The sequence below is a fragment of the Clostridium gasigenes genome, from assembly GCF_017348895.1.
Classification (GTDB): domain Bacteria; phylum Bacillota; class Clostridia; order Clostridiales; family Clostridiaceae; genus Clostridium; species Clostridium gasigenes.
This window is the reverse complement of the sequence record NZ_CP071376.1, coordinates 2,248,140-2,264,276: the sequence shown is the minus strand read 5'-3', so window position 1 is coordinate 2,264,276 and position 16,137 is coordinate 2,248,140. Positions and strand designations below refer to the sequence as shown.

The 16,137-nt window shown below is 29.7% G+C and carries 15 protein-coding genes and 1 pseudogene; all 16 read right to left on the bottom strand.

Annotation, left to right across the window (positions count from 1 at the left end):
• Positions 1-58: 58 nt before the first annotated feature.
• Positions 59-1,510 carry a HAMP domain-containing sensor histidine kinase gene (locus J1C67_RS10580; protein ID WP_167866767.1) on the bottom strand — a complete coding sequence of 484 codons (1,452 nt, stop codon included), beginning with the start codon at positions 1,508-1,510 and terminating at the stop codon, positions 59-61.
• Entirely contained in the window at positions 1,494-2,162 is a 669-nt protein-coding gene (locus J1C67_RS10575) for a response regulator transcription factor (protein ID WP_089971946.1), read from the bottom strand. The genes J1C67_RS10580 and J1C67_RS10575 overlap by 17 nt, the downstream gene beginning before the upstream one ends.
• A gap of 15 nt (positions 2,163-2,177) precedes the next feature.
• Complete coding sequence (locus J1C67_RS10570) at positions 2,178-2,864, bottom strand: ABC transporter ATP-binding protein (RefSeq protein ID WP_089971949.1); 687 nt, start codon at positions 2,862-2,864, stop codon at positions 2,178-2,180.
• Positions 2,865-2,943: 79 nt separating this feature from the next.
• Positions 2,944-4,410, bottom strand: coding sequence for an ABC transporter permease (locus tag J1C67_RS10565; protein WP_167866766.1), 1,467 nt, complete (start codon positions 4,408-4,410; stop codon positions 2,944-2,946).
• A gap of 706 nt (positions 4,411-5,116) precedes the next feature.
• Complete coding sequence (locus tag J1C67_RS10560) at positions 5,117-5,623, bottom strand: GNAT family N-acetyltransferase (protein ID WP_185170013.1); 507 nt, start codon at positions 5,621-5,623, stop codon at positions 5,117-5,119.
• A 203-nt stretch (positions 5,624-5,826) separates the two neighbouring features.
• Positions 5,827-6,090: a TfoX/Sxy family protein gene (locus J1C67_RS10555; protein WP_167866765.1), complete on the bottom strand. Its 264-nt coding sequence runs from the start codon at positions 6,088-6,090 to the stop codon at positions 5,827-5,829.
• A gap of 393 nt (positions 6,091-6,483) precedes the next feature.
• Positions 6,484-6,762, bottom strand: a pseudogene (locus J1C67_RS10550) (triose-phosphate isomerase); the annotation flags it as partial.
• 190 nt (positions 6,763-6,952) lie between these two features.
• Entirely contained in the window at positions 6,953-7,723 is a 771-nt protein-coding gene (locus J1C67_RS10545; RefSeq protein WP_167866764.1) for a class I SAM-dependent methyltransferase, read from the bottom strand.
• A gap of 175 nt (positions 7,724-7,898) precedes the next feature.
• The gene (locus J1C67_RS19445) at positions 7,899-8,120 is read right to left on the bottom strand and encodes a TrmO family methyltransferase domain-containing protein (protein WP_243176794.1); all 222 of its coding nucleotides are present in this window, start codon (positions 8,118-8,120) and stop codon (positions 7,899-7,901) included.
• A 336-nt stretch (positions 8,121-8,456) separates the two neighbouring features.
• The gene (gene tpiA / locus J1C67_RS10535) at positions 8,457-9,206 is read right to left on the bottom strand and encodes a triose-phosphate isomerase (RefSeq protein ID WP_167866763.1); all 750 of its coding nucleotides are present in this window, start codon (positions 9,204-9,206) and stop codon (positions 8,457-8,459) included.
• A 116-nt stretch (positions 9,207-9,322) separates the two neighbouring features.
• Entirely contained in the window at positions 9,323-10,498 is a 1,176-nt protein-coding gene (locus J1C67_RS10530) for a phosphoglycerate kinase (RefSeq protein WP_167866762.1), read from the bottom strand.
• Between the two features lie 175 nt (positions 10,499-10,673).
• Entirely contained in the window at positions 10,674-11,672 is a 999-nt protein-coding gene (gene gap / locus J1C67_RS10525; RefSeq protein WP_089971964.1) for a type I glyceraldehyde-3-phosphate dehydrogenase, read from the bottom strand.
• Between the two features lie 49 nt (positions 11,673-11,721).
• Positions 11,722-12,759, bottom strand: coding sequence for a sugar-binding transcriptional regulator (locus J1C67_RS10520; protein ID WP_089971967.1), 1,038 nt, complete (start codon positions 12,757-12,759; stop codon positions 11,722-11,724).
• 231 nt (positions 12,760-12,990) lie between these two features.
• Positions 12,991-14,370, bottom strand: coding sequence for an RNA polymerase factor sigma-54 (gene rpoN / locus J1C67_RS10515; RefSeq protein ID WP_167866761.1), 1,380 nt, complete (start codon positions 14,368-14,370; stop codon positions 12,991-12,993).
• Between the two features lie 306 nt (positions 14,371-14,676).
• Positions 14,677-15,543 (bottom strand): DegV family protein, encoded by an 867-nt coding sequence (locus tag J1C67_RS10510; RefSeq protein WP_167866760.1) that lies wholly within the window; start codon positions 15,541-15,543, stop codon positions 14,677-14,679.
• A gap of 21 nt (positions 15,544-15,564) precedes the next feature.
• Positions 15,565-16,026, bottom strand: coding sequence for a tRNA (cytidine(34)-2'-O)-methyltransferase (locus tag J1C67_RS10505; protein WP_089971973.1), 462 nt, complete (start codon positions 16,024-16,026; stop codon positions 15,565-15,567).
• Positions 16,027-16,137: the final 111 nt, after the last annotated feature.

Below are 16,137 nucleotides of genomic sequence, written 5' to 3'. Positions count from 1 at the left end.
ATAGACCAATTCGCTAGTCTATTTTGCGACGTGATCTATTACTTTTTTAAGTTCCTTATTAAAAATTTATAATAAATGAAACCTGATTTTTATTTGATTCAAGGCTATAATTTATATTTTCATGTTTATCTAATATTGTTTTCACTATATATAAACCAAGCCCTGTATTACCATCTTTTCTATTTCTCGCCTTATCTGCTCTATAGAAAGCTTTGAAAATTTCTCCCTTATCTACGTCTTCTATTTCTACCCCTGTATTTTTTACCACTAATTTTGAATTACTTAACTCTACAAAAATATTTTCCTTTGAAGGCGAATGTGCAATAGCATTTTTTATTACATTTCCTATAACTTTTCTTAATAATAATCTATCTCCATCTATCCATATTTCTTCTGTAATTTCTTCTTGTAACTTTAAATTTTTTCTTTCAATAAAGAAATAGTTTTCTCGTAATATCTCTTTTAGTAACTTTGAAATATTAATTTTTTCTATATTTAATTTAAAATCATCTTTATCTCTTTTTGAAATATCTAAAAGTTCATTTACTAAATCCCTCATTTTCTCAACTACTGCATAGCTTTCCTTTAGATATTTATCTCTATCCTTGTACTTTCCTATATTATAACTCATACCTTCTATTTGACCACTTATTATTGTTATAGGAGATTTTAATTCATGAGAAATAGTTGCAATAAATTCTCTTCTTTCCTTTTCTATTTCTCTTTCCTTTTCAATCTCTATTTTCAATTTTCTATTTACCATATCAAGTTCATTAAAGGTTTTATCAAGTTTTCTATTCATAACATTTAAACTATTTGCAAGCTCTCCAATTTCATCTTTCCCCATTAAAGGTAACTTCTTTGTAAAATCTAAAGCAGCCATCTCTTCCGCAGCTTCCTTTATTTTTATTAAAGGATCACTAATTCTTTTAGAATAAAACATTGATATTGTTACTGCAACTACTACAATTGTTAAAAATGCAAAAGGGAAAAATAATTTCACAATTATCTCTGCCTCATTAATAGCTTTAATAGGTGCATGAGTTAATATAATACATTCTTTATCTATTTGTTTAAAATAAAATTTATTTTCTAATGTTAAATTTTCTATAGGAGTGCCACCTCTTTTTTCATAAAAACTATTTGGCAATCTTTTTTCACTTGGCACTTTATTATCTAACACTCTTATTATCTTTTTATTCATATCAGTTTTGAAAGTTGAATAAACCCATTCATCATCTGCTGTCATTATATTTATCATTAAGTTATTTTGAAAACTAAATTCATCTACAACTGTATTTATATCATCAACAGTATTATTCTCTAGTTTATTTATAAATTCACTAATATTTTTATTTAATAGGTCAACCTTATAATTATAATAAAGCCTTGGTAGGAAAATTGACATACTTAAATACAATACTGAAAAAGCTATAACTATTACTATAGATGAGAATAAAAATGTTTTCTTTTTTATCCCAAGATTATTCCACTTACTTTTTAAGTCCATAGCCTATCCCCTTTACTGTTTTAATGTACTCACCACCAATTTTCTTTCTAATATTTTTAATATGCGCATCAATAACTCTAGTATCACCATAATATTCATAACCCCATACTTTTTCTATTAAAATATCCCTAGAAACTATCATAGGACTACTTTGAATAAGTAATTTTAGTATATTAAACTCCTTTAATGTCATTTCAACCTCTTCATTATTCAAGTAAGCTTTGTAAGAGCTTACTTCCAATGTAACATTACCATAAGTTAACTCATTCTTTCCCTCTTCTTCTTCTCCTCTACGCCTTAAAACCGCCTCAACTCTTTTTATTAATACATTAAAGGAAAAAGGTTTTCTAATATAATCATCAACATCTAAATCAAATCCCTTTACCTCATCATCTTCACTACCAAGAGCTGTTAGAAATATAATTCCTATGTTTTTATCTTTATTTCTTATCATTTTGCATAAAGCATAACCATCTAAATTTGGCATCATTATATCTAAAATAACTAAATCAAAATTAGTCTCTCTAAATTTTTCATAGCCTCCAAGCCCATCATTAGCACAATGGACCTCATAGTGTTGTGATGATAAAAACTCAACTATAATTTCTTGTATTTGCACATCATCCTCTACCACTAAAATTCTTTTTGCCATAAAAAACCCTCCTTACTATTGTTTAATTAATTTTTTATTACCCATAACATATATCTCATCCGCATTTTTAGATAAATCCTTATCATGAGTTACCATAATTACTGTTTTTCCATATTTATATACTATATCACGAAAGAGTGCTACTATTTCTTTTGAAGTTTCCTCATCTAAATTTCCAGTAGGTTCATCTGCTATAATTATATCATTTTCACAGCTTAATGCCCTAGCTATTGCAACTCTTTGTTGTTGTCCACCACTTAATGTTAAGACATCTTGATGAGCTTGTTCTTCTGTTAACCCAACTTTTTGTAACATTTCCATAGCGAAAATCTTATTATCCTCTTTCTTAACCCCTTTTATACTCATAGCCGATGTTACATTTTGCACAGCTGTCATATAATTTATTAAGTTATATCCCTGAAAAACTATTGATACATATTTATTTCTATAATTCTCTAATCCAATTTCCTTTACAGATTTATTTTTCAATAATAGACTTCCTTCAGTAGGAGCCTCTAAACCTGAAATTAATGATAAAAATGTTGTTTTTCCTGATCCTGAAGTTCCTACTATTGCATAAAACCTTCCCTTTTTAAACTCAACATCTATTTTATCTAGTATATTTTTACCTTCTTCATATGCAAATGATAAATTTTCTATTTTTAAAACTATTTCTTCTTTGTTTTTTAATACTGCTTCCATAAAAACTCCTCCTATGTGATCTTTAGCTAAATAACTAGCCACTATTATTAACTTTGACTAATTATTTAGTTTATGATGCCTAACTATTTTTGCTTAATATTTCTTTCGGGTTAACACTCATTATCATTAAAGATGGTATTATTGTTGCAACAATAACTACTAGCATTGCAAGTAATGCCATTTGGAAAAATTCTGTTGCTGTTATTTTTACATTTAATTCTTCTATCTTTTCTACTTTAGTTTTACTAAAGCCACCACCATTACCTTGTCTTCCTATATTTTGAGGCATTTGGCCTCCCATTCCTTGGGATTGTTGTTGTGATTCAGTTTGTAATTCATTAGCTAATAATTTATCTGTCGCTACTTTACTAATACTGCTACCAGTAAATGCTGCAACACTTAATGCAATCACTAAAATTACAAGTACCTCCACTAAAAACTGTCCTATTATCCTTATTCTTTTTTCTCCTAAAGACATTAATATTCCAATTTCATTTATTCTCTCTTTTATAGATAACATAATTATTAATCCTAAAATCCCTGCTCCAAAAACAGTAACTACAACTAATGTTATTTTTGAGAAAGATGCTACATTTTCTATAGGTGACATCATTTGATCATACTCTCTTGTTCCACCATCTAATACAAATGTCTCAAAATCTATATTTGTCTTTTTTCCCTCTTCAATAAATTTATCTACGTTAACAGGATCATCTAAGAAGAATTTAATACTATCTACCTTTCCTGTGTAATCACTACCTTTAATAGTATTAACAAATGTATATGGTGCATATATTTTATTATATGGCATCATTGCTGTATTTCTAAAAGCTGTATCATCCACTGTTGAATTTGTTTTGTAAATTCCAATTATACTTGCCTCAAATTCTACACTTGTTTCTGGATTTTTTAGTTTAATAGTACCTCCAACCGCTAATTTATTATCCTCTGCAAATACTTCTTCTAACATTACAACATTTTTTTCTAAATCATTCTCAGTTATTGCACTACCACTTACTAATTCCCCACCACCATTATTAATTTCTGATGCCAAAGAGAAATCATTAATACCCATTAAGGTAATATCGCCTTTACTAACTGGCGCCTTCATCTTTCCATCTTGACCACCACCTACCTTAGCAGCAGTTGTAGTCTCCGTTGTTTCTGATGCTACTGCTATAACTCCATCTCCTAAATTTGCTCCTGTACTATTTTCTAATGAATATCCTTCGATATTTTCTAAACCTTTTAATTGATCTAAATACTCTATCGGTACTGACGCTCTTGTAATTCCTTTTCCTCTAGTAGGTTCAGCCGCTGGATCTTGTTGTGCTCTCATTTTTTCCATAGTTTTTTGCATATCCTGCATTAAGGTAACCTCTGCCCCAAGCTTTTGCCTTGCTAAAACAGCCGCTGCCTTTGTTGCTGATTGTATTCCAAATCCTGATAAAATTACAAGACATACAATTAACATTATAGCAAGTAATATTATCCCCTTACCCTTTCTCTTTTTCAAACTTAATAATCCTCTTAAAATAAAATCCATATATTAATCCTCCTTAGGCATCTTTAAATAAATAAGCAGTAAGCACTTTTATATTTGACTAGCTATTTATTTTGCGATTCCTTATTTCTTTCATCTCTGATACTATAGAAGGTCTCTTTATTTCATAAGAATTCTAACTGGAGTTTATATGTATTTTTACTATTCTAATCTGTAATAAAATTCATTTTGTACTATATTAGCAAATTAGCTTGTTATTTTTTCAGTTTCCTTAGTTATAACTTCTCAAAATAAATCTAAAAAAATAATCCATTAGCTAATATTATTGCTAATGGATTATTTCACTTGTTTTTTATTAAGGATTATAATTTATAAGTATTTTTTTGCTATATCTACTACTTTATCAAACTTATCAATATTACTATTTATAAATTCAATTAATTCAGCTGTTGAAGGTTCTTTATATTTATGTGATATTCTATTTTTAAGTAATCTAGCTTCATTTAAAAATAAATATAATTCTTCATAAATTACATTTTTTTTATTTAGAATATAAACTTTTCTCTAATTATTATAAAAGATAATATTATACGATTAATGAACAATTTACGAATGTGACGTAAACATACCATAAAATCTCATTCTGAATAATACAGTACTTTAAAGAATTATTTATTTTTAATAGTTGAGACGTTAAACTGTGAATAATAGATCTACCTTAAAAAGATTGTTCTCCCTCAGACAAAGTTTACTTATCAAATTTCATAGCCAATTTATCTAATGCATCATCATGCACTCTGTATACTGTCCATTCATCCATTGGCACTGCACCCATTTGTTTGTAAAACTTAATTGATGGCTCATTCCAATCCAAGCACCACCATTCTAATCTTCCGCACTTCCTTTCCACAGACAATTTAGCAAGAAAAGAAAGCATAATTTTTCCTATACCCTTTCCTCTCATTTCAGGTTTAACGTATAAATCTTCCAAGTAAGTACCTGGTCTCCCTAAAAAAGTAGAAAAGTTGTGAAAGAATAATGCAAAAGCCACTGGCTTATTTTTATATTCACCAATAATAACCTCAGCCATTTTTCTTTCAAATAGAGATTCTATTAAAACCTCTTCTGTTGTTACAACTTCATGCAACATTTTTTCATAATCAGCCAATTCCCTTATAAATTCTAAAATCAATGAAACATCCTTTATTTCTGCAAATCTTAACTTGAAATCATCCAACTTAGTATCAATTAACATTTTCAGGCCTCCCTCTATATAATTAAATTAAGACATACTATCCTACTATTCCTATTACCCTAACCGCCCAATCGGGAAATGACCAAAAACAGAAGTTAATTGCCATGCTTCCTAATGCAATTATCATATTTGTAATAATTAAAGCTTTGCTTTTCACACCTTATTCTCCCTTCAAATTACTATTTATAATACTTAACCTTAAATTACTTTTTACCCGTATGCCAATTATAAAAATCTTTCAGCTCTACTTTGCGTTCCTGTGGTAACGTTGTTTTCTTAACACCTTGAATTGCACCTTCCAGTGCTAATAATCTATGAATACATGCAGAAACATCTATTTCTTGTATTTTCAGCCACGCCTGTTCTACACCAATATTTTTTAATTCATCATAAGTAAATATCCCTACTTTATTTAACTGCCTTTCAACTTCTTTTCCGATATTAGGTAGTTTTGATAATTCTCCCATAAAAAAACTTCCTTTCAAATTACTATTTATATATTAGTTTTTTTAAGAACTAATGCACAATTCTGTACAAGTATTTACTAAATTCTAGTTTGTTTATATACTAATTGTAACACAGACTCCAAGTATAAGGGATTATACTTCCTAAAAATTGGTTCTCTAACTTTGTAATTATCAATTCTTCTATCTACAAAGTTAGTTGTACTATAAACCATAATATTTTATGCCTTATATAAAATGAGGTTTTAACGCACACTTCTACGAGTTCAGCACTTTTTCTTATACTATACCCTATAACCATACATTTATCTAACATAGCCTAATATTAAAACAAAAATAAGACCATATAATTCATAATAAATGAATTATATGGTCTTAAAAATTCTTAAAAATTTCTTATTTAAAGTTAACTATTCCTGCGAAATCTGTAGCAAGTAAGCTAGCTCCGCCAACTAAAGCTCCATCGATATCTGACATACCCATTTGTTCGCTTATTGTGTTTGGCTTAACTGATCCACCGTATTGGATTCTTACTGCAGCTGCAATTTCTTTTGAGTACATTTCTGTAACCATTCCTCTTATAGCAGCTATAGTTTCGTTTGCTTGCTCTGAAGTAGCAGTTTTACCTGTTCCAATAGCCCAAATTGGTTCGTAAGCTATTACTAAGTTTTTAGCAATTTTGCATCAGACAAGCTGACTACTCAAAAATACCCCCAGGGGAAACAACACACCATAATAAAATAGCATGTGCTTTCCCCATGAGGAATCAAGAAATGCTTTTTGAATATCAATAACCCTAAGAGGAACTTTTACATTACTCATCTTTCCATTTAAAGTTAATTTAATCTACCCTACAAATTGGAATTTATCCCTTTCTTGCTAAATATAAATCGATTGTATCATATATATTTATTTTTCCGCCAATTTCATCAATTGCATTTTTCATATCTCTTTCAAAGTCGTTTTTTATTTCCATAGGTAATGCTCTATGGTCTGAATATGTGTTCAATAATGAAATATATTCATCTGATGCAAAAGTTCTTTGTCGATGATATAATTTAGAAATAATATCTTTGAATCCAAATCGTGCTAATTCATCGATATGCTGTTGACAATCATTTTTACTAAACTCAATTATCTCTTTATTAGATGGTCGATATTTATCATATATTTTTTTGTTTGCAATGTTACTTATATCATCTTTTCTATTTGGAAATGGATGATTCCAAAATAAAGCTATAGTTCCATCATCCTTTAGTATATTTCTTACTTTTGTATATCCTTCTTCTAATGGTAGCCAATGAAAAGCTGTTGCACAATACACTAAATTAAGAGTTTGAGATTTAATCGGATGTTCAATAAAATCTGCATTAATAACCTCAAAATTTGTATAATCTCTATACTTAGCCTTAACATATTGAGTGAGGTTAGCCCCTAGCTCTATTGCGGTTACTTTACAACCAACTTGAAGAATTGGTACTGTAGCCTGCCCTGTACCAATACCAATTTCTAGGGCTTTACAACCGCTTGATATATTAGAATAGTTTATAATATCTGAAAATAATTCTTTCGGGTATGTTGGTCTATAGCTGTCGTAATTTTTTTCATCTTCATTAAACTTTAATCGTAAATCCATATAACCTCCAACTGTCTAAATTCTTATTCAATATGCTCTATAACTTGGAATTTAACCTGTTCATATAAGTTAAAAATAATGTTCCATCAAACGCTCAACCCACTCAGGTACAATTGTATCTTTTCTTGAATCGTACATAGGATAATATGGTTTAATATCTAAAATAGGAGTACCATCAAGCATCTAATCCTTTTACTACTAAGCTATTGTCCGTAGTTGAAATTATTTCAACTGATTTCATACCTATTTGATTTGGTCTATCCTTTCCCTTCTGTAAAAATATACCAACCAATGGCATATCATCTCGATTTTGAGGTCTACATTGCAAATGTTTATTAATCTCAAATTTTGCTTTATCCAAATAGTATATAATAATTACATGTGAAAAATCATTCAAACCCGTTAGTCCACCACACTACTCTTCTTTTAATACAATTTTAGAAATATCATCGACCCATGAAATATCCTTTTTACCTTTAACTTCATTACTTATATACACAATAGCATTTAAAGTAATCTCCATTTTACCGCCCCTCGTCTTTAATATCAATTAGCTCATAGTTAAATTACTCTTTATGTATTAGTTTTTTTAACAACCGATACATAATTCTATACAAGTATTTACTAAATTATACTTTATTTATATACTAATTATAACATAGCCTAATCTTAAGACAAAAATAAGACCATATAATTCATAATAAATGAATTATAGGGTCTTATAAAAAAATTCTTATTTAAAGTTAACTATTCCTGCGAAATCTGTAGCAAGTAAGCTAGCTCCGCCAACTAAAGCTCCATCGATATCTGACATACCCATTTGTTCGCTTATTGTGTTTGGCTTAACTGATCCACCGTATTGGATTCTTACTGCAGCTGCAATTTCTTTTGAGTACATTTCTGTAACCATTCCTCTTATAGCAGCTATAGTTTCGTTTGCTTGCTCTGAAGTAGCAGTTTTACCTGTTCCAATAGCCCAAATTGGTTCGTAAGCTATTACTAAGTTTTTAGCTTGATCATTTGTTAATCCAGCTATATCAACTTTGATTTGAGCTTCGATAACATTATTAGTTGTTCCATTTTCTCTATCTTCTAATGATTCTCCACAACAAAGAATTGGAACTAAGTTATGAGCATATGCTGCTTTAACTTTTTTGTTACAAGCTTCATCTGTTTCATTGAAATATTCTCTTCTTTCACTATGTCCTATAACAACATAAGAAACTCCCATAGCTTCAAGCATTCCTGGAGCTACTTCTCCTGTGAAAGCACCATTTTCTGCAAAGTGCATGTTTTGTGCTGCTATTTTAATGTTTGAACCAGCAGCAGCTTTTAAAGCAGCGTCTAAACAAACAAAAGTTGGACATATAACTATGTCACAAGTAGCATCCTTAACTAATGATTTTAATTCTTCTATAACAGTAACTGCTTGTGCAGGTGTGTAATTCATTTTCCAATTTCCAGCTATTATTGCTTTTCTCATTATATTCACCTCTTAATTTTATTTTTTCAATTTATTTTAATATTGATTAGGTAACCTAAAATAAATAACTTTTCAGTAATTTTTATAACTCTGATTAATTATTTATTTATGGTACTTTAGTTATTTAAAGCTTCTATTCCAGGTAATAACTTACCTTCTAAGAATTCAAGTGATGCTCCACCACCTGTTGATATGTGAGTCATTTTGTCTCCAAATCCTAATATATTAACAGCTGCAGCTGAGTCTCCTCCACCAATAACTGTTGTAGCATCTGCATCAGCCATAGCTTTAGCAACTGCAATTGTACCCTTATTGAAGTTATCGAATTCGAATACTCCCATAGGTCCATTCCAGATAACAGTCTTAGCATCTTTAATAGCATCTGCATATATAGCATCTGTTTTAGGTCCGATGTCTAATCCCATATGTCCTTCTGGTATGTTTTGATCTGCTGTAACTATTGCTTCAACATCTTTAAATCCTGCTGCAACTCTATGGTCTACAGGTAATAAGAATTTAACACCCTTAGCTTTAGCTTTTTCAATCATTTCCATTGCATAGTCAACTCTATCAGCTTCAACTAATGAAGTCCCGATTTCGTATCCTTGTGCTTTTAGGAATGTATAAGCCATTCCTCCACCAATGATTAATGTATCAACTTTATCTAATAAGTTATTTATAACTGCTATTTTATCTGAAACCTTAGCTCCACCTAATATAGCAACGAAAGGTCTAACTGGAGCATTTACAGCTTCTCCAAGGAACTTTAATTCTTTTTGGATTAAGTATCCACAAACAGCTGTATCTAAGAATTCTGTAACTCCAACTGTAGAGCAATGAGCTCTATGAGCAGTTCCAAATGCATCATTAACAAATACGTCAGCAAGTGATGCTAATTCTTTTGAGAATGCTGGATCATTTTTAGTTTCTTCTTTTCTACATCTAGTGTTTTCTAATAATACGATATCTCCGTCATTCATTCCTGCAACTGCTTTTTTAGCATTTGCTCCAACAACTTCTTCATCTCTAGCGAAAACTACTGTTTGACCTAAAAGTTCGCTTAATTTTGTAGCAACTGGTGCTAATGATTTTGAAGCATCTTTTCCTAAATGTGAACAAAGGATAACCTTAGCTCCATTTTTAACTAAATACTTAATAGTAGGTAATGCACCATTTAATCTATTCACGTCAGTTATAACGCCTTCTTTTAATGGCACGTTAAAATCACATCTTACTAAAACTCTTTTACTTTTTACATCGATATCTTCGATAGTTTTTTTGTTAAAGTTCATAATAATATACACCCCTTGCAATTTTTTATAAAAGCTTTACTAAATAAAGTATTGCTTAAAAGAAATTGGTCTGACCTCATAGCATTAACTACAAAACCAGACCAACAACTATGTCTTTATTTCTTACACGGCATCCCCAAAAGAAATGCCTTAAATATTAAATTATAAAAATTTATTATTTAGTTACTAAGAATTTTAAAGTTCTGATAAGTTGGTTAGTGTATGACATTTCGTTATCGTACCATGAAGCTACTTTAACTAATTGTGCATCCCCAACTTGCATAACTCTTGTTTGAGTTCCATCGAATAATGATCCGAATGAAATTCCTATTACGTCAGCAGATACTATTTCATCAGTTGTGTAACCGAATGATTCATCAGCAGCAGCTTTCATAGCAGCGTTTATTTCTTCTACAGTAACGTTCTTTCCTAAAGTACAAACTAATTCAGTTAATGAACCAGTTATAACTGGTACTCTTTGAGCGTTTCCGTCTAATTTACCCTTTAATGCTGGGATTACTAAACCAATTGCTTTAGCAGCTCCAGTTGAGTTAGGAACTATGCTTGCAGCAGCAGCTCTTCCTCTTCTTAAGTCACCCTTAGCATGTGGAGCATCTAATGTATTTTGATCATTTGTGTATGCATGAATTGTAGTCATGAATCCTTTTTCTAATCCAAATTGATCATTTAATACCTTAGCCATTGGAGCTAAACAGTTTGTAGTACATGAAGCACCTGAAACAACTGTTTCTGTTCCATCTAATATATCTTGGTTTACGTTAAATACTATTGTCTTAACGTCTCCTGTTGCAGGAGCAGATATAAGAACTTTCTTAGCTCCAGCTGTTATATGAGCTTCAGCCTTTTCCTTATCAGCGAAGAAACCAGTACATTCAAGTACTACGTCTACTTTTAATTCACCCCAAGGTAAGTTAGCTGGATTTCTTTCAGCTACAACTTTAATTTCTTTACCATTAACTACAAATCCACCATCTTTAAGTTCAATGTTTCCATTAAATCTTCCTTGAGCTGAATCATATTTAAATAAATGTGTTAATGTTTTAGCATCTGTTAAATCATTGATTGCTACCACGTTAAATTCAGGGTTGTCAATCATTAATCTTAATGCTAATCTTCCTATTCTTCCAAAACCATTAATCGCTACGTTTACCATTGCAATTACCTCCTATAAAATAGATCTATTTAAAATTAAATTTTAAAGCTTATTTAGTTTGTTCTTTAATAAATTCTAATATTTTTCTTCCTGCAGATTCATCTGTTACAAGCACAGCATTTTTATTATTCATCATAGTAGACAAAATGGATTCAACTTTGTGTTCTCCAGCTGCTACTGCAATATGCGTACTTATATTTTTAGCTTGATTAATGTTTATTCCAATTGAAGTATTTTCCGATACAACTTTAGACTCTTTATTAAAATAACATCCAAAAGCTTCGCCTATGGCTCCTAAGGATCTTAATCTCTCTGTTTCAACTAAAGATGTTCCTCTTTTTTCCGCCATTTCAATGGCATTACCTATTCCATAAATAAGAATATCTGCTTTATGGATAGTATCTATTACTTCTTTTATTTCTTTTTCCTTAAGCAGTGTGTCTAAGACCTCTAAACTTAAGTTTTCTGGAATATGAAGCATTTTATAGCTTGCATTAATTTTTTTAGCAAAAGATGCTGCTAAAGTATTAGCTTGACTCTCAACCTTTCTTCCCATTCCGCCTCTGGCTGGAACAACAAGAATATCTGACACATTATTTATTTTAGGAAATGCTTCAACAAATTCTTTAATAGTATTACCACCAGTTAATGCAATTATGTCATTATTTTTTATAATTGTTTTTACATAATTGGCAGTAGCTTTTCCAAGCTCTTTTAATATTGTTGGATTTGCATTAGTATCTCCTGGAACAATTATTACATCTTTTAACCCAAGGAATGATCTTATACTCTCTTCAATATCAGATAATCCTTTAAGCTCGTGGATAAAATCTTTTAGCCTATCAACAACTTCTTGTCCCTCTTCAGTAACAGTCATTCCTGGGGTATTTATCTCAATTAAGTTTTGAGATTTTAAAAAACTAATTTCAGTTCTTACAATTCTTTCCCCAAGATTTAGTCGATTTGCTAAAACTCTTCTACCAATTGGTTGATTATAACTTATAGTTCTTAGAACGTTATATCTTTTTTCCAGGACTTCTACAAGCTCAGGAACTATTTTTTTCTGTAATGATAATATTTCCTGCACTTTTAGCCCTCCCTTGGTCGAAAAGCGTCCCACGCTTTTTTCAAGCGTCCCACAGTTACTATTATAAAACACATCTTAGAAATATGAAAGGGTTTCTTGAAAATTTTTATATAGTTTTCGCCTTTTTATTACCAAAAACTCTCCTAAGATGTGTATTCTAGCCGTATTTTATCTATTTTTTTTATTTAATTGTTAAATAAAAAACACTCTTTATTGTAAAACTTAGGCATTTTATATTCTTTTTCTTTTACTTGAAGATCTTATCCCTAGTTCTTCTCTATATTTTGCTACGGTTCTTCTTGAGATATTTAGTCCTTTTTTATTTAGTTCATTACATATAACTTGATCTGACAAAGGCTTAATTCTATTTTCTTCATCTACAAGTGTTTTTATCTGTTTCTTAATATTCACTACTGCTACATCTTCTCCACCATTTTCATTTGAAGTTAAACCTGTAGTAAATATATCTTTTATTTTAATCGTTCCCATACTTGTCAGCACGTATTTATCTCTTACAGCTCTACTTATAGTCGATTCATGAACTTCTAATTCTTCTGCCATTTCTTTTAAACTCATAGGTTTTAAATATCTTTGACCTTTATCAAAGTATTCTATTTGCTTTTTAATTACTTTCTCTAAGATTCTAAGAAGCGTACTTTTTCTTTGTTCTATACTTTTTATTAGAAACATAGCACTATTTAATTTATTTTTAACATATTCCTCTGCTTGCTTGTCCCCTTTATTATTAATTATTTGTTTATATAAGCTATTAATTGATAACCTAGGTAATGCTCCTTCATTCATAATTACAAAATATTCTCCATCTATTTTCCTTATAGATGCATCTGGGATTATAAATTTTACTTCCTCACCTGTATAAAACCCCCTTGAAGGTTTTGGCTCTAATGTTTTTATTAAATCTCCACAACCTTGTGCTTCTTTTGGAGTTATTTTTAAAGCTTTTGAAATATTTATGTATTTATTATCTGCAATTGAATCTAAATAATTATCTATTATATCTTCTAAATTTTCGTCTAAAATACCTCTTTTAATAAGTTGAATTTTCAAACATTCCTTCAAATCTTTCGCGCCTATTCCATCTGGTTCCAAATCTTGAAGTACATCTAAAGCTTCTTTCCCTAGTTTTTCTGATATTTCAAGTTCTCTACATATATCCTTTAAAGGAAAACTTAAATAACCTCTAGAGTCTAGATTTTCAATCATGTATCCAACTATTGTTTTAATAAACTCATCTTCATTACATTCCAATACTTGTTCATGAAGATATTCGGTTAATGATTGTTTTTTTGTTATAAAATTAAATGGTGATACATCATTATCACTATCATAACTGCCATAGTTTTGCGAACCATAATTATCAAATTCTAAATATTTTATCATTTCTTTATAATCAATTTTATCTTGGTAATTACCTTCTTCTTGAACTGTATCAAAATTTCCTTCTAGCATAGGATTTTCTGTAAATTCATTGTCTATATATTCCCTTAAATCGCAAGATGACATTTGAAGTAACTTTATAGATAGTTGCATTTGTTGCGTCATCACAAGCCTTTGTTCTTGGGAAAGATTTAAATTAAAATCTAGTTTCATAAATTAACACCTTCATTCAATAAAATTATTTAGTTTTTTAATATTCTAAATATATCTCTAAGGTACTTTCAAAAAAATAATAAACCAATTTTACAGTCTATTTTTTTCCAAGTCTCTAATATTAATATACACTCTATTTATTGAATATTCAAACTCTAACCGTTTTCTTTTATTTTTTATTTAGAATAATTTAAGAAATTTCTATTCAATGTTTACTAAAAAATTTCAAAAAAAGAAAGCCCAAAGGACTTTCTCTATTTTTTAGTTGGTCATTTTTTTAAAACAATAGTCCAATACTAAAATAGACTATTCTACTTTAGCATTATTATTTGTAGCTTCTTTAGATATAAATAATAATCCACAAACTTTAGGACCTGAATGTATTCCTACTGCACATCCTACTGTAGTAGTTATATATTGTATATCATTTCCTTCTAAATACTCTTTTAGAGCATTATATAAGTCATCATTATCATACACCAAAAGAGCAACCGGACTACTTGTATCTGGATTTCCATCCTCATAATCAGAAATAATTTTTTTAATCACTTTTTTATTTCCTCTTATTTTATCCTTAACTGCCATTGTACCATCTTTTATTTCTAGAATTAATCTTAATCCTAAAGCAGTTCCTATAGCCCCTGCTGTTTTAGATATTCTTCCACCTTTCACAAGGTTATCTAGAGATTCAAATGCAATAGAACTTTTAATTTTATTTTTAGTTTCATTTAATTCCTTTTCTATTTCAACTATTGATCGCCCTGCATCTCTTAATCTACATGCTTCCAAAGTCAATAATCCAAGTCCTGAAGTTATAGTATTTGAATCTATAACAACTATGTCATCTGACTCTAACATATTTTTAGCTAAACAAGCTGATTCATAAGTACCACTCATATTAGCTGACATTATTAAAGCTACTATTTTATAACCTTGATCTAAATATTTTTTAAAACATTCTTCAAATCTTAGGGGAATTATCTGCGCTGTAGTTGGTAAAATTTTCTTTTGTTCTATTTTCTTTTGCATTTCAGAAACAGTTATTTCAATTGTATCTAAATAACTTTCTTCTTCAAAATTTATTAGTACCGGTAAAACTTCTATGTCATTTTCTTCTATAAGATATTTTGGTATATCTAAACAACTATCAGTAATTATCTTTATTTTTTGCATTCTCTCACCCCCTACCACTTTTTATTTCATATTTGGGAAACCTATTTGTCTTAAGGCTTCATATACAACTATCGCTGCTGTATTTGAAATATTTAAGCTTCTTGTACTAGTTTCTATCATTGGAATTCTTATTCCATTATGTTCATTATGGACAGCCTCTGGCACTCCTGAGGATTCTCTTCCAAACATTATAAAATCACCTTTTTTAAAAGTTGCCTCATTATAGTAGACTCCGCCATGTGTAGTTGCTAAAAAGATTCTTTCATTTCCGTATTTAGACATGAAATCTTCATAGCTTTCATGTACTTCAAGTTTTAACTCTTTCCAATAATCAAGTCCAGCTCTTTTCACTTGTTTATCATCTATTTTGAATCCTAGCGGCTTAATTAAATGCAAGGTTGAATTAGTAAGCACGCAAGTTCTTGCTATATTTCCTGTATTTTGTGGAATTTCCGGTTGATACATAACTATATTAAAATTCATTTTTTTCATCCTCCAATTCTTCAAGTTATTCTTATCTTTAGATAAAGTTTATGGATCTTCAAAAAATATCTAACTCCATCTGAAATTTAGAAGAACTTATCCTATTGATAA